Annotated in this window: 17 protein-coding genes and 1 pseudogene; 10 read left to right on the top strand and 8 right to left on the bottom strand. The window is 55.8% G+C overall.

What is annotated here, in order from left to right:
• Window positions 1-774, top strand: coding sequence for an L-iditol 2-dehydrogenase (locus tag QFW87_RS17430; protein WP_134104233.1), 774 nt, complete (start codon window positions 1-3; stop codon window positions 772-774).
• 113 nt (window positions 775-887) lie between these two features.
• On the opposite strand, the gene QFW87_RS17425 is transcribed toward QFW87_RS17430, so the two are convergent.
• Window positions 888-1,088, bottom strand: coding sequence for a hypothetical protein (locus QFW87_RS17425; RefSeq protein ID WP_283180723.1), 201 nt, complete (start codon window positions 1,086-1,088; stop codon window positions 888-890).
• A 196-nt stretch (window positions 1,089-1,284) separates the two neighbouring features.
• Here QFW87_RS17425 and QFW87_RS17420 point away from each other — a divergent pair, with 196 nt between their 5' ends.
• The 3 genes from QFW87_RS17420 (at window position 1,285) to QFW87_RS17410 (ending at window position 4,185) form a co-directional block, all read left to right on the top strand.
• Window positions 1,285-1,515, top strand: a complete 231-nt coding sequence (locus tag QFW87_RS17420; RefSeq protein WP_283180722.1) for a hypothetical protein — start codon at window positions 1,285-1,287, stop codon at window positions 1,513-1,515.
• 322 nt (window positions 1,516-1,837) lie between these two features.
• Window positions 1,838-2,992, top strand: coding sequence for a hypothetical protein (locus tag QFW87_RS17415; protein WP_283190930.1), 1,155 nt, complete (start codon window positions 1,838-1,840; stop codon window positions 2,990-2,992).
• Window positions 2,993-3,066: 74 nt separating this feature from the next.
• A complete protein-coding gene (locus QFW87_RS17410) occupies window positions 3,067-4,185 on the top strand; it encodes a glycosyltransferase family 61 protein (protein WP_283180721.1) in 1,119 nt (372 codons plus the stop codon).
• 200 nt (window positions 4,186-4,385) lie between these two features.
• Here the strand turns inward: QFW87_RS17410 and QFW87_RS17405 are convergent, their stop codons facing one another.
• Window positions 4,386-6,065 (bottom strand): thiamine pyrophosphate-binding protein, encoded by a 1,680-nt coding sequence (locus QFW87_RS17405; RefSeq protein ID WP_283188365.1) that lies wholly within the window; start codon window positions 6,063-6,065, stop codon window positions 4,386-4,388.
• 309 nt (window positions 6,066-6,374) lie between these two features.
• Between QFW87_RS17405 and QFW87_RS17400 the strand changes: the two genes are divergently transcribed.
• The 3 genes from QFW87_RS17400 (at window position 6,375) to QFW87_RS17390 (ending at window position 8,600) form a co-directional block, all read left to right on the top strand.
• Entirely contained in the window at window positions 6,375-6,641 is a 267-nt protein-coding gene (locus QFW87_RS17400; protein ID WP_283184595.1) for a ParD-like family protein, read from the top strand.
• Window positions 6,638-7,429: a type I methionyl aminopeptidase gene (map, locus tag QFW87_RS17395; RefSeq protein WP_283188364.1), complete on the top strand. Its 792-nt coding sequence runs from the start codon at window positions 6,638-6,640 to the stop codon at window positions 7,427-7,429. The genes QFW87_RS17400 and map overlap by 4 nt, the downstream gene beginning before the upstream one ends.
• Window positions 7,430-7,586: 157 nt before the next feature.
• Window positions 7,587-8,600, top strand: a complete 1,014-nt coding sequence (locus tag QFW87_RS17390; RefSeq protein WP_283180718.1) for a GlxA family transcriptional regulator — start codon at window positions 7,587-7,589, stop codon at window positions 8,598-8,600.
• On the opposite strand, the gene QFW87_RS17385 is transcribed toward QFW87_RS17390, so the two are convergent.
• A complete protein-coding gene (locus tag QFW87_RS17385; RefSeq protein WP_349294096.1) occupies window positions 8,593-8,862 on the bottom strand; it encodes a hypothetical protein in 270 nt (89 codons plus the stop codon). The two genes, QFW87_RS17390 and QFW87_RS17385, sit on opposite strands and share 8 nt — an antisense overlap.
• Window positions 8,863-9,370: 508 nt before the next feature.
• Here QFW87_RS17385 and QFW87_RS17380 point away from each other — a divergent pair.
• Window positions 9,371-10,246 (top strand): alpha/beta hydrolase, encoded by an 876-nt coding sequence (locus QFW87_RS17380; RefSeq protein ID WP_283188363.1) that lies wholly within the window; start codon window positions 9,371-9,373, stop codon window positions 10,244-10,246.
• On the opposite strand, the gene QFW87_RS17375 is transcribed toward QFW87_RS17380, so the two are convergent.
• The 4 genes and pseudogenes from QFW87_RS17375 to pcsA all read right to left on the bottom strand — a co-directional run bounded on the left by QFW87_RS17375 (window position 10,220) and on the right by pcsA (window position 12,630).
• Window positions 10,220-10,987, bottom strand: a complete 768-nt coding sequence (locus QFW87_RS17375; RefSeq protein WP_283188362.1) for a metallophosphoesterase — start codon at window positions 10,985-10,987, stop codon at window positions 10,220-10,222. The two genes, QFW87_RS17380 and QFW87_RS17375, sit on opposite strands and share 27 nt — an antisense overlap.
• A gap of 68 nt (window positions 10,988-11,055) precedes the next feature.
• Window positions 11,056-11,352, bottom strand: a pseudogene (locus QFW87_RS17370) (diaminopropionate ammonia-lyase); the annotation flags it as partial.
• Window positions 11,353-11,446: 94 nt separating this feature from the next.
• On the bottom strand, window positions 11,447-11,833 hold the full coding sequence (locus QFW87_RS17365; protein WP_283180715.1) for a DUF488 family protein: 387 nt from the start codon (window positions 11,831-11,833) through the stop codon (window positions 11,447-11,449).
• Between the two features lie 77 nt (window positions 11,834-11,910).
• Window positions 11,911-12,630, bottom strand: coding sequence for a phosphatidylcholine synthase (gene pcsA / locus QFW87_RS17360; protein ID WP_283180714.1), 720 nt, complete (start codon window positions 12,628-12,630; stop codon window positions 11,911-11,913).
• A gap of 518 nt (window positions 12,631-13,148) precedes the next feature.
• On the opposite strand from pcsA, the gene QFW87_RS17355 reads away from it, so the two are divergent.
• Window positions 13,149-13,874: a tellurite resistance TerB family protein gene (locus QFW87_RS17355; protein WP_283180713.1), complete on the top strand. Its 726-nt coding sequence runs from the start codon at window positions 13,149-13,151 to the stop codon at window positions 13,872-13,874.
• Between the two features lie 40 nt (window positions 13,875-13,914).
• Here the strand turns inward: QFW87_RS17355 and QFW87_RS17350 are convergent, their stop codons facing one another.
• Window positions 13,915-14,358, bottom strand: coding sequence for a cupin domain-containing protein (locus QFW87_RS17350; protein WP_283188361.1), 444 nt, complete (start codon window positions 14,356-14,358; stop codon window positions 13,915-13,917).
• Window positions 14,359-14,552: 194 nt separating this feature from the next.
• Here QFW87_RS17350 and QFW87_RS17345 point away from each other — a divergent pair, with 194 nt between their 5' ends.
• On the top strand, window positions 14,553-15,938 hold the full coding sequence (locus QFW87_RS17345) for an iron-containing redox enzyme family protein (protein ID WP_283180711.1): 1,386 nt from the start codon (window positions 14,553-14,555) through the stop codon (window positions 15,936-15,938).
• Window positions 15,939-15,946 lie beyond the last annotated feature (8 nt).

The raw sequence follows: 15,946 nt of genomic DNA, 5'->3' as shown, positions 1-15,946 counted from the left end.
ATGAAACGACTAGAAGGTAAAAGCGCGCTTGTCACCGGATCCGCCCGAGGCATCGGCCGTTCTTTTGCTCAGGCCTATGTTAATGAAGGGGCAACGGTAGCCATCGCTGACATTAACCTTGAGCGCGCCCGGGCCACGGCTGCCGAACTCGGACCAAACGCTTACGCTGTCGAGATGGACGTGACCGACCAAGCGTCTATCGATGATGCGATTGCAGCTGTGATTTCACAGACAGGCAAGTTGGATATTCTGATCAACAACGCCGCATTATTTGATCTCGCGCCCATAGTCGACATCACCCGCGACAGCTTCGAGCGTTTGTTTTCGATCAATGTTGCAGGAACACTGTTCACCCTTCAGGCGGCTGCTCGTCAGATGATCAGGCAGGGGCATGGCGGCAAAATCATCAACATGGCCAGCCAGGCAGGTCGCAGAGGGGAGGCACTGGTGGGTGTGTATTGCGCGACGAAAGCGGCAGTGATCAGCCTTACACAATCAGCAGGTCTGGATCTGATCAAGCATGGGATCAATGTGAACGCCATCGCGCCAGGCGTGGTAGACGGCGAGCACTGGGATGGCGTCGATGCGATGTTCGCTCAATACGAGAATCGGCCATTGGGCGAAAAGAAAAGGCTCGTGGGTCAAGAGGTGCCTTTCGGACGGATGGGGACTGCTGATGACCTGACGGGAATGGCCATATTCCTCGCGTCGTCCGAGAGTGAATACGTGGTAGCTCAGACCTACAACGTCGACGGTGGAAACTGGATGAGTTGACGTCAAAACATCACCGACACTTGCAACGGTTACGCGCCCAACAAGATTAAAAAGCGGCCAACTCGACCCCCGTCTCTGGCCGCTTTTGACGCCAGCCAGCGTCAAGCATCTGGCTAGTTACCGTCCGCCACTTTCCGTTCTATCTCAGCTATTTTCCGACTGAGCTCCTCAGCTTCCTGCTCCTTGGTTCGAGTTGAAGGGGGCGTATTGGTCTGATCGACACCTTTGGCGTCAGGGTCCCTGTCCTCAAGATCTCTTTCGGCGTTTGACGTTGCATTTGATTTGACGTCGTTGACACTGTTATCGCTGTTCATATCACTGACCTCCATTGACCTGAACATTGGATTCAATGCCATGGCTTGAGTTCGAGATTTTTTGTCGGCGTCGATCAGCTAGGGCAATGAAACGTACCGGCGGTCAGACTCGCTGAATTTTCCCTCCTGGCGGTACTCCACCGTCCGAGGAGCAGTCGCTCCTTAACAGCGGTGTAATCCGCCGGGGGAACACGTAATGCCATCGGTCGAAGATTTCAGGATCCAGTCTCACGCTTTCCTGATCGAGTTGGACGCCGCAACGATGGGCATGATGACGCTGGTCTCTTCCAGATGTGTTTCAGGACCAGAATGGGAAGAGGCGACCAAACGGCATCACGATGCTTACGAGATCTGGAATGCCTTTCTTAATGTCTCTGCTTCAAGCACTGACGTAGTCGCTCCGTTAAATACTTCGGGCGCTGACTAAGGACGATTTTGGGGGTGACACTCCACGTCAGTTAACAGGGCGCTTCCACTCCTCGACGGCCGGGATCGGGGGGGGCGATCGACAACGCCATACTGACGGCGCTTCTACCGGGTCTGGAAGAAAAATTGGCGTCATGAAATAGACGACTGGCGACACCCCATGTCGCTTGCAAAGTCGCTACCTTGATCTTTACTAGTCACTGAACGTGAGAACGTTCCTCATCAAATATGTCTTTTATATCAAGGTTTAAGCACGCCTCTTGAAGTTCCGCCTTGATCTTTTTCTGATCTACCCAAAAGAAAGCTCAAAGGATGACGAAGAAATGAAAGAGAACTTGGCGGCAGTTGTCAGGAAACTTATATCTCCTTCAATGCGGTATGAGATAAGAAACGCTTCAAACTGGTTGCGAGACATTCTTGGACGTGCGTGTTTCTGGCGCTGGGAGATTGCCAGGTTCAGAGTGCAGAACGAAAGTCCTTACGAAATCCTCTATATCGGAAGGAAAAAGAAGCGGGAGATGGCCAAGCTTCTCATAAGGGGAAAGTCCCAAGGTGATTCCCCTATGGTCGACAGCGAACCGGAATCTGGCGCGTCGAATCATGTGGTAGTGGTCAGTGAAATGCCGACCTCGGGGGCCTTGTTTGTACCCCTGTATCTGAGTGCCGTCGTACCGCTGGGGCGATCCATCGAGGAGATCACCACAAAATACGATAGCGAATTGCGTCGAAATATACGCAAGAACCGACCGCGCTACCGAATGGTCCAGACGCTGTTGGATGAAGACATTGAAAAGGCAGACAAGGAAATGCTTCGACCTTATGCCACGGCAAGGCAAGGCATCCACGCCGCGCAATTTGCCACGCAGGAGGTTTTCAGGATCGCCAGGACTGTCGGTCGGCTCGACCTGATCATGCTGGAGGACGAGGTTGTTGCATGCCACCTTGGCTGCGTAATAACCCGGGGCGGAAAACGCTACTGGAGCACGCTACGTTTCGGATATACCGAGGCGATTTTTTCAGATGCCAAAAGACTGCGTGAAGTGAACTCGATTACCACCTTCATGGCACTTGAATGGGCGATAGACAATGGCTTCGATTATTACGACATCGGTCTTTGCCTGGCACGGCCAGATGACGGACTTCTGAAATGGAAAAGAAGGCGCGGCGGTGATATTGATTCCCTGGGAAATCACGCTTATATGTTTGTCCGGCTGCCCAAGACAGGGACAGCCAAATTCCTCTGGGACACGCCGCTGTTCGCTGTCGAAGGAAAGGAATTGACCCTTCACCTTGGCTTGCCGGACGGACCAAGCGATGAGGAGGTCGCCAGCCGTTATCATGAAATGGTATTTGGCGGGCTGCACAAAATTTATCTTTATTGCGCCAAGAGCTCGGGCGAACAGTTTCTCGAAACCTTGCGTAGTCGCTACGCCAGTTTGCAGACCCCACCCATTATGAAAAGGATTGCATCCAGCTGAGCAATTTCCACGACTGAAATAAACAGAGCGCTTCGCGTCTGGCTATTGACCCTGTCCCGCAGGGAGGACTCTTCATGGAAAGCGATGTCTCGCAAATAAGCACTTCGACCACTGGCAGTCGGAAAAAATGGACCCTTGCCGCCTACAGGTATATGGCAAGAAAAAGACTCGCACGAAAGGCGGAGATCAACTTGAAAAGCCTGGCGGTGAAAAGCTGGGATGTTGCTCCGGGTGGGATATCGCATTCTCCGCCGGCTTTCTTCCTGCCCAATCAAATGGACCGTGTGACAGGATGGGAGGCGAAGCGCTTTTATCCTTTCGAACATCCCGCTCGCACAATGGAAGGGCTGGGCGACGTAGTACAAGGCCCGACACGTGGCTACCTGCTCAAGGATGTCTGGCTGATCGATGGAGCGCTCTACAAGAACAAGGCAAGTCACTGGTTGTCTCTCAAGCCTGGTTTGTTTCCGCGAATTCTCGTGGAAAACGAGATCGAGCGCGGTGCCGCCTACTGCACGCAAAATGGGAATACATGGTTTGGTACATGGTTGATGGAAGACTGCCCGACCTATTCATTGGCATGCGACGAAGGCGTCCCGGTAACCACAGCGCCATCCGCCAGGTTTCCTCTATTTACCCAGGCCCCCGCCTATGAGGACTGGTTTGATATGAAGCCGCTTCGCTTGCACAGTGCGTTTTTTCGTGAGCTCGTGCTGTTCGACGATGTGAGCAACAATCAAAGCAGGCATTTACGTTTCCGTGCCATGGGTGAAAAGCTACTGTCGCACGTGAGCTATGACACTCACCCTGGCGTGTTCATTCTCCGGGGTGGCGACGGTGACTTGCGTTTTTTGCGCAATGAAATGGAGCTCGCTGAACATCTGCGCAAGAGCAGAGGGTTTCGCATAGTCGATCCTTTGAAAACCGATGTCCCGACCATAGTGGCGACGTGTGCCGGGGCGCGAACCGTGGTGGGGGTCGAAGGGAGCCAGCTTGTCCATGGTGTCAATGTACTGCCGCAGGGTGGTTCGTTGCTGGTACTGCAGCCACCGAACCGTTTCGTCAGCTACTTCAAGTACCTGACGGATCGCGACAACCAGAATTTTGGCTTTGTGGTCGGAACGCCAGAGGGCGATGGCTTCAAAATCGACATTCAAGAGGTTGAGCGCACACTGGACTTGCTCCCATCCTGATGGGTGATGGCGCCTCCCCCTGATGGGGCAGGTCGATGAACTCACGAGTCACAAGCAGCAATCCATGGGTTTTCGCTGGGTGGTAACGCACCGTTGTCAATTCAGTAGCAGGCAGGCGAATCATTACGTGCGAGGGAAGAACTAAAAAAAGGCGCCTTTTACAGCGTGAACCGGGCGCCCAAAACAGAAGAAATTCCCGCTCACTTGTTGCTTGATTGTTCTCTGATCTGAGTCAGGCTAAGTCGAGGGGTCAATGCTTCAGGGTCGACTCTGACCTCAATCAACGATGGCCGGGACATTTCAAGGCAGCGTTCAAACGCTGGCGCAAAGTCGGACGTGGCTGTTACCACCTCGCCATGCAGTCCATAGGCTTGGGCCAGTGCGGCGAAATCCGGGTTGCGCAATTCAGTGCCTGACACGCGTCCAGGGTAATTGCGTTCCTGGTGCATTCTGATGGTTCCGTACATTCCGTTGTTGATCACAACGAAAATCACATTGGCCCCATATTGCGCGGCCGTCGCTATCTCCTGACCGTTCATCAAGAAGCAGCCATCTCCTGAAAACGAAACCACCACTCGGTCCGGGTAAGTCAGTTTGGCGGCCACAGCAGCAGGAACGCCGTAGCCCATGGAGCCATTGGTAGGGCCTAACTGGGTGCGGTATTGGCGGAACTGATAGAAACGTTGAAGCCAGACGGCATAGTTTCCAGCGCCATTGGTCAGGATCGCGTCATCCGGAAGTCTGCGATTCAACCACTCAAAGATCTCGGCCATCTGGACGTCGCCTGGGGAGGGCGAGTGTTGCAGATTTTCGCGGTAGTTTTTGTTGAGGGTGCGTGTCCATTCACTCTTTATTTGGCTGGTCACCGCTGGAAGCTTTGCGGCTGATTTGGCAAAGGTCGACATGCTGCTGTTGATCGCTAACGCAGGTTGGTAAACCCGCCCCAGTTCCTCGATGCCTTGGTGAATATGGATCAAGGTTTGCTGCGGTACCGGGATGTCCAAGGCAGCATATCCGCCCGTTGAAACCTCACCCATTCTGGAGCCCACGACCAGCAGCAGATCGGCGTTTTTTACCGCTGAGGACAGTTGCGCTGATGCGGCGAAACCAAGATCGCCGACATAGTTCGGGTGTCGATTGTCGAACAGGTCCTGGCAGCGAAAGGAGGCGGCAACCGGGATGTTTTGCTGTTCAGCAAAAAGCCGGATGTCGTGCACTGACGCGGTGTCCCAACCGCTGCCACCCAGCACCATCAATGGACACTCTGATCGCTCAAGCAGTTGCTGCATGGCGGCCATTTGCTCGGCTGCCGGGGTCATCAATACGCGTTTGAAAGGCCCGGCATCACTGACTTCCGCCATTTCAGTCAGCATGTCTTCCGGCAGTGCGACCACTACAGGCCCTGGCCTTCCATTGACCGCTCGGTGGAACGCCTGGCTGATCAGTTCGGGAATTCTGCGGGTGTCGTCTATTTGCACGACCCATTTCGCCAAGGGGCCAAACATCTGGCGAAAATCAACTTCCTGAAAGGCTTCGCGATACTGCTGATCGCGAGCGACCTGACCAATGAACAGAATCATCGGTGATGAATCCTGGAACGCAGTGTGAACGCCAACCGAGGCGTTCGTTGCACCCGGGCCTCGAGTCACGAAGCAGATGCCTGGCTCTCCAGTGAGCTTGCCGTAGGCTTCTGCCATATAGGCCGCCCCACCTTCCTGGCGGCACACCACCAGATCGATTTCTTCTTGCACGTCATGCAATGCATCGAGAACCGCGAGGTAGCTTTCTCCAGGAACACAAAAAGCTCTTTTGACGCCATGGATGCGCAAGGCATCCACCAATATTTGACCTCCGCTACGACGAGAAATGGTTTTATTCATTGTTATCTCCTGAGTCGAATGGTGCGGTGTGGAAGGGTGAATCGCGCTCTTTCTGGCAGGTACTGACTCGATCAATTGGAAGAACAACGGCTAACGTCTGCGCCACGAATTCTGAGCATCATCAAGTAGGGGTACAAACGATGATTGCTCAGCACTTCATTCCCTCAGCTATTGAAGTCGGACTTCAAGTCGCCCAGCGACTTTTTAGGCTGTCGCGTGCTTCAGGCGTGACTACAAATCGTAAAATTGCATTTTCACACGACTACCGACTAATATACGTTCCATATGCATTTCATATTGGATTTGACAGTGGGTATCGTAAAAATTTCAGAAGCCATGCACGAGAATCTGCGCGTCGCCAGCGATGCGTTGAGTCGCTCGATCAACGCCCAAGCCGAGCACTGGATGCGCATCGGGATGCTTGTGGAGTTACATCCCAACCTGGACCACAGCGACATCTGCCGCTTGCTGATTCGTGCCGAACTGGCTGGTGGCCTCGATGTAAAACAGCTGTGCGAACTCGCCGATTTTTCTCAAAGCGCGCAGGTTGATGCAGCATCAGGAGCCAAGCAATGAAGGCCAATGTCACGCTCAATACGCCGGCAGAAATAGCCATGTCTCGTGCTGCGGGCACGCTGGCCGCCGAGGTGCTGGCCATGATTGCTCCGCATGTCAAAGCGGGGGTCACCACCGACGAACTTGATCAGCTCTGTCACGACTACATTGTCAACGTGCAGAAAGCGATTCCGGGCAATGTCGGCTATCACGGTTTCCCGAAAACCGTGTGTACATCGGTCAACCAGGTGGTCTGCCATGGCATTCCTTCGGCCACGCCACTAAAGGATGGCGACATCGTCAATATCGACATTGCCGTTATCAAGGAGGGTTGGTACGGCGACACCAGCCGCATGTACTTCGTGGGTGAGCCCGGCCCGGATGCCCGACGCCTGGCAAAGACGACCTATGAAGCGATGTGTGCCGGTATTCGCGTCGTCCGCCCCGGCGCTACCCTGGGTGACATTGGCCATGCCATTCAGACGGTGGCCGAAAGAGACGGGTGCAGCGTCGTGCGCGAATACTGCGGTCACGGCATCGGCAAGATTTATCACGATGAGCCGCAGATACTTCACTACGGCTACCCAGGCCAGGGCCTGAAACTGAAAACCGGCATGATCTTCACCATTGAACCCATGTTGAACGCTGGCAAACGCCATGTGAAAACCCTGGCTGATGGCTGGACCGTGGTCACCAAGGACCACTCACTCTCGGCTCAGTGGGAGCATATGGTCGCAGTCACTGATGACGGCTTCGAGGTTCTGACCCGTTGGCCCGATAGTGTCGATGGGTATCCCGCCATCGTATAGGCGCAGCTTGCGAGTGACACAAAGCTACGTCACGGCTTTCAGCTCGCCTGATCAATCGCAAAATGGCGCTAGTGGTTTTGAAACTTCTACAGTTAGCATTGAGGTTTATCAACGCACCCAACGACAGGTTGGGTTACGTAACCGAGTAGGTCGAACATTGATCGAGCGACGCCAATTTAGCGGAGGCATGAAGGGGAAAAATCTCCGCTATCTGAATGAGAACCCCAACGAGAAAACTCAAATGGTTCGGGCAGGATTTCTGTTGCTTGAGCATTTCTCGCTGCCCGCATTCACGCAAGCACTGGATACGATTGTCACCGCGAATCTTCTACGACCCGGGTTGTTCTCTTCCCGAACGTTCGGCTTGACCGATGAGGAAGTCATCAGTGACCTGGGCTTGGTCATTCGGCCAGATGCCCGTTTCGATGGCTCAAAGATCCAGGACCTGGACCTCCTGGTCATTTGTGGCGGTTACAGGACAGAACTCAAAGCGACGGATGAACTCATCTCCCTATTGAGGGCTGCATCGGACCAAGGTGTCAGTCTGGCCGGGTTGTGGAACGGCGCATGGTTCCTGGGAAGGGCAGGCTTGCTTGACGGATATCGTTGCGCGATTCATCCCGAACATCGACCCGCACTCGCGGAAATCTCCAAGGCGACGCATGTCACCAGTGAGCCCTACGTCATCGATCGAGACCGGCTCACGGCTTCCAGTCCCTCGGGGGCATTCCACATGGCGCTGGACTGGATCAAAGGACTGCACGACAAAGCCCTCGTCGAGGGTATCGAGGACATCCTGGCTTTCGAGGAATCGCGTTATCGGCGGATAAAACCGACTGAGAATGTCTGCGTGAGTGCGCCATTACGCGAGGTGGTGAAGCTGATGGATGCCAACCTCGAAGAGCCTCTGGAGTTGGAGCAGTTGGCGGTTTACGCCGGCCGTTCGCGTCGACAACTCGAGCGATTGTTCAAGGAGCAACTGGGCACAACGCCGCAACGGTATTACATGGAGCTGCGAATTACCGAAGCGCGTCGACTGCTCCAGCACACGGAGCTGTCCCAGGTGGACGTGTTGGTTGCGTGTGGCTTTGTATCGCCCAGCCACTTCAGCAAGTGCTATAGCTCGTACTTCGGATACAGGCCTTCCAAGGAAACGCGACTCGTCAAATAGATGCCCGGTACGTATATCGCAAACCAATCAGGTGCCGCTTTTCGCGATTCAGGATCGCCGCCTGTTGTTCCAGATCCAAAGCCAGATACTTCCAGAGCGTTGACGATCCTTCTCGGCAATAGGTGAACGTTTTCGGGTATGAAGCGGCAATAATACAAGCGTCGTTGATGCCCCGTTTTTTCAGCGTTTCAGTAGCTGACCTCAACACCCTGTTCAGGTCCTGCATAAATTCCATGATCGTCACCAGGCTTGCGGTCTGCATCAGCAGCAGCGGTCGTCTACTAAGCATCAGGCATAAACACTCGAAATTCCGCAAAGATGGCCAGGTACTGCAAAAGATGCCAAGGCAAGGCCTGGGCCAATAGCCAAGTATTTCGACGGGACCGATAACTCGGGGGCCGCCCGCGGAGCTTTCGCGCGTCGCCTCGTCTTGGGTGACATCGTTCGACCATCACGCCGTCTTCGACGCAATAACTCGTCTGCGTTCTTGCAGACGAGGAAATCCCTGCTTAACTCTGAACACATGGTCAGTCAGTGACTAATCGGTCACGGTAACCATCCGAGCACCCTCGCGCCGTTGTTGCTTGTCCGTGTTGCCAGATTAAGCCCGAGGAGGCCTATGCGTTGACGCTTGAAAATCACCCTGAGTTATTAATGTATTGGCCTGGCACTTCGCTGTCAGGTCCACGTGTTCTGCTGTCTGCGATAGGGCCCTGTGGGAATCCCTCACGCTGTGCGCTTAGTCCAATGGGTTCAAGGAAGTAAATGTCATGATGCCGAAAACCGCCATCGTCGAGATCTGCGGGAAGTACAAGGTTTATACCGAGCACTATCTCAACACTGCCGCTGACAAGACAATCATTCTGGTCAACGGCTCACTGGCAACGACCGCATCTTTTGCCCAAACGGTGCGTTACCTGCAGCCACGATTCAATGTAGTTCTCTACGACCAGCCCTACGCCGGTCAGTCGAAGCAACACAACCTCCACGGCCAACCGATCCGAAAGGAAGACGAGGCAGCGATACTGCTGGATTTAATCGAACACTTTGGTGCGCACCATGTGCTGTCCTTTTCCTGGGGCGGTGCGGCTACCTTGCTGGCGCTTGCCCAGCGGCCGCGACGAATCGAGAAGGCGGTGATCAATTCATTCGCAGCGCGTATCAATACACCGATGCGCGATTACCTGGAGAGCGGCCTGAACCATCTCCAGGCTTGCGACCGCCTCAATGTCGGTCGCTTGATCAACAGCACGATCGGCAAGCACCTGCCATCGCTGTTCAAACGCTTTAATGACCGCCATGTCAGCAGCCTGGCCGAGCACGAGTACAGGCAGATGCATTTCCACGTCAATGAGGTGCTGACCCAAGACACCCATTGCTATGTCGCCTGTGCCGCTGCCATCGAAATACCGCTGCTGTTTGTCAACGGCGAGTGGGATGAGTACACCTCGGTCGAAGACGCCCGGCTGTTCGCCGATCATGCGACTCAGTCCCGGTTCCATACAATCAAGAACGCCGGGCACTTCCTCGATATGGAACATCCGGCGGCCTGGCATGACACCCGGCAGGCCTTGCTCGGTTTTCTGGACCCAGCTTCCGGGAGGCAGGGCCGTGTTGCCTCAGATATCCAGGTCAATCACGTATGAGCCATTAAAATCCGGATTTTCATTAATGCCATTTTTTGCATAGCCCCGGGCGTTGCAAATGACGCGAGTTTTGCCCACCTGGTAGTCAAAGCTCCCATGGGTATGGCCATGCAGCCAAAGTGCCGGCTGCCATAGCTTGATCCGGTCTTCGAGGTCTGAAACAAAACTCGCGTTAATCGGCGAATTCTCAAACAGCGGGCTTATGCTCAACCGTGTCGGTGCAAAATGGGAAACCACCACCGTGGGAGTGGTTCTGTCGCGGGTGAAGCAGTCTTCCAGCCAGGCGACGGTCTGTAAAAAAATCAGTTGGGAAACTGCCGGGCTGAACAGATCTGGAAAATCTGGCGAGATTTTTATGTGGGTGAAGTCCCGCATGAGCTTCGTAGCCAGATCAATACCCTGTGCCCGATCCTCTGCAGAATCGAAAAGTCGATAGTCAGACCACAGGGTGCAACCCAAAAACCGCACGCCGTTGTGGAGATACTCCGAACGTTCCAATACGTGGATCTGTGTACCTTCCGACAACCTGTTCAGGTGCCGGTAGGTAGCGATCAAGTCGCTGCCATAAAACTCGTGATTCCCTGCCACGTACACGATCGGAACAGGGCACGATTTGGCCCACTCGATGGCCGTAGCCGGTCGGGAGATGTCTCCAGCGAGGACGACAATATCGGCATCCACATCGGGAAAAGGTAACGCGTTGACGGACAAATGGATGTCAGACAGCAAGGCGATGCGCATCGATCGACTCCTACCTGTTTTGAATGGCAGCCCATTCTACTGACAAGTTGATAACCTCCAGCCACACCTTATTTTCGTTGCAGCCAGAGTTGCTGGCGTTGCAGAACCGATTGAACCGTCTCTCCCACCAGTTCGCTGTAAACGGCAGGAGCGGTGGCGCCTTCGGTGCTGATGAGCAGAATCCGTGAGCACTCATCAATGCCCACTTCAGCGGCCAGGTGGGGCGACTTGAGCAACTGGATCAACCCCGCGAGCCCGGCCACCGCCGATTCACCGGCCACCAGCGGAACGTCCCGATCACTGCCCCGCGCCAGCATGCGCATGGCGTTGACGGCGTCCTCGTCTTCAATTGTCATGAAGTGGTCGAATCGTCAGGGGTGGCGAGTCGAATCTGGTTATTCATTTGAAGACCCCAATCCTTGTGTCCTTACCGAAATCCGTTAGCTCGATCTTGAGCGACTATTTGAGCTGCGCACCACGCTCCTCTAACAACTCTCGCAATACCGACCGATGGCAATGCGCTTCATCTTCGCAATAACAGCCAATGGCCAGTGACGTTTGATGGGACAGCGCCGCCAACAAATCGAGCAATTGGCTGGGCGCCGGGTGGTTCATTTCAGTCTTGAACTTGCGCTTGAAGGCTTCCCACGCCTTGGCGTCTTCCGCGGCTTTGGCTTCTGCGACCAACTCTGCACTGGGAGACAACAGCGGCTGCCACACGTCATAAAAATCCCGACTGGCAAACTCGGCTTTCGGCACACCACGCGGCGGGCGACGTACCGTGCCCAGGCGCAGGCCTTCATTGGCAGCACGCGGTGAACCGAGGCGCACGATATGGATGGGCATGGTCGAAGTGTTCCCCTCAAGCCTGTATGGCCTACTTCTGCAGTGCGCGGGAGAAGTCGGCCACGCTCTACAGTCCTTTACCCCCGCGAGTTGTCGAACCACTCCAGCGCCGTGCGCCAGATGCAGATCCCCAGGAAGTAAGCCGACATCAGCAGCCAAAGCCCCATCACCAGCGGGTTGATCACCGGATGGTTGACCACCAGCGACAAGCTGCACAGCAGCCAGATGGCCGTCACCGCGATATTGATCGGCATGAACTTGCGCACGCGGAACGGGTGGAGGAACTTCATCCGGGTCACGGTCAACAGCGCCAGGCCGATGATGGTGAGAAAAGTGATCCACGGCGACGGGGCGATGATGTACAGGCACAGGGCGACCACGTTCCAGGCGGCGGGGAAGCCCTGGAAGTAGTTGTCCTTGCTCTTCATGTTGACGTTGCAGAAGCAAAACAGCGACGAGACCAGAATCAGCGACACGGACAGCAGCAGCGTGTAGTCCGGCAAGGGGATGTAACGATAAATGAACAGCGCGGGGATAAACACGTACGTCAGGTAGTCGATGACCAGATCGAGGATCGAGCCATCGAAACTTGGCAGTACCGACTGGACATTGACCTTGCGTGCCAACGCGCCATCCAGCCCATCGACGATCAGGGCGACGCCCAGCCACAGCAGGCAGTTTGTGGCCTGGTTTTCCAGCAGGGCGAGGGTCGCGAGGAAGGCAGTGACCACGCCGGTGGCGGTAAAACCATGGGCACCCCATGCTTTGAGCCTGGCGATGTGTAGGGTCGATATCACGGGGGCGTTCTCCAGAAAGTGAAGCAAGCCTGTTATCACCCCTTCAATTGGGGGTGTCGGCAAACCAAGTCAGGTTGCATGTATCGACCGGATATCCGGGGATAAGGTTCACCATCTGTAAATCTTAGCTGGGCCGCAAAAAAATACCGCGGATAAATCCGGGGGTATTAAATGAAACATCGGCGCAGGGCGATACGCTTTACTCAAGCGCAGTGATCGACGGATTGATCGGGTCCAGACAGGCTCATTCACAGCGCCTTGCTCATGAACAGGAAACTGAGGGCATAGAGCACCGCCGAGCGGCAACCGCGACGACAGCCTTCGTCCTCGTACGCTTGGCGGTCCATGTGTTCGTTGATCCGGTGGGCATCGGGTTAGCGAGGGTAGAACACTTGCAGCCGATGGTCATCAGGGTCAAGGGCGATAAGGGGTTCACGTCAGCCAAACGGTGGTGGCGCATTTGCCGGCGAGGACTATCGTTGCCTGACTGGATCACTCCAACCGATGAGGACATCGTCATGAACACCAGCGATTTGCTCGAAAAGTTACTAAGGGCCGGCCAAGGCTCAATGTCGCAACAGGGTGGCGGTGGTGCGTCGGCCCAAGGCGGCCTCGGCGGTCTCGGCGGATTGCTCGGTGGCCTGTTGGGCGGTGGTGCCGGTTCAAGCGCCGGGGGCGGTGGCCTGGGTGGTTTGCTCGGTGGTCTGCAGGGCGGTGGCTCAACCATGGGCGGTTCGCCCCAGACCCGTTCGGGTGGCGGCACTAACTACGCGGCACTGGCTTCGCTCGGAATGATGGCATTCCAGGCCTATCAAGCCTGGCAACGGAGCCAGGCCTCGGCGCCGCAACAGGCACCGCGCACTGTCGACCTGTTGTCCGGCCCGGAAGTCGAGGACCACAGCCATGCGATCCTTCGTGCATTGATTGCGGCGGCGAAGGCCGATGGCCGGATTGATGACGCCGAGAAGCAGATGATCAGCACCGAAATCGGCCGCCACACGGATGACCCAGAGCTCCAGCAATGGCTGGATGACGAAGTCGCACGGCCCCTGGACGCCGCCGATGTGGCGCAGTCGGCCACGGATTCCGGAATGGCGGCGGAGATGTACATGGCCAGTGTGATGCTGGTGGACGATCAGCAAGACGCCGAACGTAGCTATCTGGATGAACTGGCTGCGGCGCTGAACATCGATCCGGAGCTGCAAGTGCATCTGGAACAACAGGCCAAAGGTGGCATGGCCTGATGATCGTTCCATGCAAAAACAGCCTGGCCTCTACCGGGTTTCAGGCGTTTTTCGGCACCAGAAACGTAACGCCGAAGCTCTCGGCGATTGCCAGTATCCGCGGCAAATCCTGCGGCACTTTGAGCTGATCCACCGCGGCAAAGAACTGACCGCCGAGCGGATCAGACACCACACCGATCATCTTCGCCGTCGCGCTGATGTTCTTGTAGGCATGAACAGTCCCACCAGGAATATGCACATATCCCCCAGGCGAAACGGTGGTGGATTTGCCCGCAACCGTCACTTCCACCTGCCCGTCAATGACGTAGAACGCTTCGTCCCAAGGATGAAAGTGCGGGGGTGGCCCGCCGCCTTGCACGCCTTCCTGGATATGCATTTCAAAAGGTTTGCTCAGATCCCCGCCCGCGAGAATGGTGATGGCCTCACCCACGACATTGACCGGGTCGGGGGTTTTTTCGGGCTCGATGACATGAACCGTTCGCATGATTGCTCTCCGGAGGGTGTGTCCACACTCGCTGAGTATATTCACTTGATCTGGCGCCAGGTGCCGCGCCACTTGCCCGTCTGTCCGGGGGATTTCAACGCCGATGGAATTTTCTTCCGGGGGTGTCGCTCTGCTGATGTAGAGACGTGCTGATTCAGCGTCCTGCCACTGGCCTCAGACCGAGAGAAGACCCCATGACTGCCCTGACACGACTTGAATCCCCGCCGGCTCACGAACGCGCGATCCTGACCGTCGGCAGCATAAAACCTATCTACGAACAGTTATTGCTGAGCGACGATATCGAACACCAGCGCGCACTCGGCAAAACCTTCCTCAAGGCTCAACTTGCGCAAGCAACGGACCTGCATGAGGACATGCCGCGAGACCTGTCGGCACTGCCAACCTTTGTCGAACAGCACTGCACCGACGTGGCACGCCAATACGCCGACTACCTGCAACAGCGCAAGGACGGCGGGCCACGGCAGTTCTTCACTAACAAGGCGCACGCGTTGTTTTTCCTGCAAGCCGTTGCCCCGACCAAACTGGTGGACGGCGCGTGGCTGTATGGGCTGCTGCGACACTGGCATGACCCGCGTTTCGAAGGGCTGATTTGCACCTATCTGGAAGAATTGGGCGACGGCAATCCGGCGCAAAATCATGTGGTGATTTACCGCAAGCTACTCGCCGAACATGGCTTGCTGGACAACACGTTCATCCCGGACCAGCGTTACCTGCAAGGCGCGGTGCAATTGGCGCTGGGTTATTGCAGCGACGATTTTTTGCCGGAAGTGATCGGCTACAACCTCGGTTATGAACAACTGCCGCTGCACTTGCTGATCAGCGCCTATGAACTCAGCGAGCTGGGCATCGATCCGTATTACTTCACCCTGCACGTGACCATCGACAATGCCAGCACCGGCCACGCGCAAAAGGCCGTGCAATCGGTGCTGCAATTGTTGCCGGTGGAAGGCGACCGTGAAGACTTTCTGCGCAGGGTTGCGTTGGGTTATCGGCTCAACGATCTGGGGCAGGGCAGTCGCGCGATCATCGAGTCGTTCGCCCTGTACGGCGAGTTGCTGAACATGCTTGAACGCAAGCGCCCGTTTGGTCAGCACATGCATTCCGACTACTGCCGGTTTGAAGGCAAGACCGTCAATCAATGGCTGTCGTCGCCGGAGCAGTTGCCAGGCTTCCTCAGCGCCCTGGAAAACAAGGGCTGGATCAAGCGTCACCAGGACCCGCAAGCCAGCCGTTTCTGGCAATTGGTCGATGGCGACGGCGCGGCCATGTTCGGGGTGTTCAGCCCCTACGAAAAACAACTGCTGCACGACTGGATTGCCGGGGACTGGCGACCTGTGCGAGCGCCGGCCGCGGTTCGACGCGGTAGCAGTGCCGCGACCGAACCGCCAGTGTCCGTCAATGACCCGGATGTCCAAAGCCTGCACGCTACACTTAAAGGGCTTGCCGCCGACGAGCAAATGCAGGTCTTGATTCCGTGGTTGTCCGCCCATCGGCACGCCCACCCCGCTGGCCTGATGGCCACGCGACGGTTCATCGAACTCAAATCCGGTTTTCGATAGGGAGCCTT

It is taken from the genome of Pseudomonas sp. PMCC200344, assembly GCF_030053095.1.
In the GTDB taxonomy this organism is placed as follows: Bacteria; Pseudomonadota; Gammaproteobacteria; order Pseudomonadales; family Pseudomonadaceae; genus Aquipseudomonas; species Aquipseudomonas svalbardensis.
This window is presented reverse-complemented; position numbering and strand designations above follow the sequence as displayed.

Excerpts from the sequence above, each read along its gene's own strand:
- QFW87_RS17415 (WP_283190930.1), top strand. The coding sequence starts at position 1,838 with ATGAAAGAGAACTTGGCGGCAGTTGTCAGGAAACTTATATCTCCTTCA.
- QFW87_RS17430 (WP_134104233.1), top strand. The coding sequence starts at position 1 with ATGAAACGACTAGAAGGTAAAAGCGCGCTTGTCACCGGATCCGCCCGA.
- QFW87_RS17420 (WP_283180722.1), top strand. The coding sequence starts at position 1,285 with ATGCCATCGGTCGAAGATTTCAGGATCCAGTCTCACGCTTTCCTGATC.
- QFW87_RS17385 (WP_349294096.1), bottom strand. The coding sequence starts at position 8,862 with ATGCAGACCGCAAGCCTGGTGACGATCATGGAATTTATGCAGGACCTG.
- QFW87_RS17410 (WP_283180721.1), top strand. The coding sequence starts at position 3,067 with ATGGAAAGCGATGTCTCGCAAATAAGCACTTCGACCACTGGCAGTCGG.
- QFW87_RS17380 (WP_283188363.1), top strand. The coding sequence starts at position 9,371 with ATGATGCCGAAAACCGCCATCGTCGAGATCTGCGGGAAGTACAAGGTT.
- QFW87_RS17355 (WP_283180713.1), top strand. The coding sequence starts at position 13,149 with ATGAACACCAGCGATTTGCTCGAAAAGTTACTAAGGGCCGGCCAAGGC.
- QFW87_RS17345 (WP_283180711.1), top strand. The coding sequence starts at position 14,553 with ATGACTGCCCTGACACGACTTGAATCCCCGCCGGCTCACGAACGCGCG.
- map (WP_283188364.1), top strand. The coding sequence starts at position 6,638 with ATGAAGGCCAATGTCACGCTCAATACGCCGGCAGAAATAGCCATGTCT.
- QFW87_RS17375 (WP_283188362.1), bottom strand. The coding sequence starts at position 10,987 with ATGCGCATCGCCTTGCTGTCTGACATCCATTTGTCCGTCAACGCGTTA.
- QFW87_RS17350 (WP_283188361.1), bottom strand. The coding sequence starts at position 14,358 with ATGCGAACGGTTCATGTCATCGAGCCCGAAAAAACCCCCGACCCGGTC.
- QFW87_RS17425 (WP_283180723.1), bottom strand. The coding sequence starts at position 1,088 with ATGAACAGCGATAACAGTGTCAACGACGTCAAATCAAATGCAACGTCA.
- QFW87_RS17405 (WP_283188365.1), bottom strand. The coding sequence starts at position 6,065 with ATGAATAAAACCATTTCTCGTCGTAGCGGAGGTCAAATATTGGTGGAT.
- QFW87_RS17365 (WP_283180715.1), bottom strand. The coding sequence starts at position 11,833 with ATGCCCATCCATATCGTGCGCCTCGGTTCACCGCGTGCTGCCAATGAA.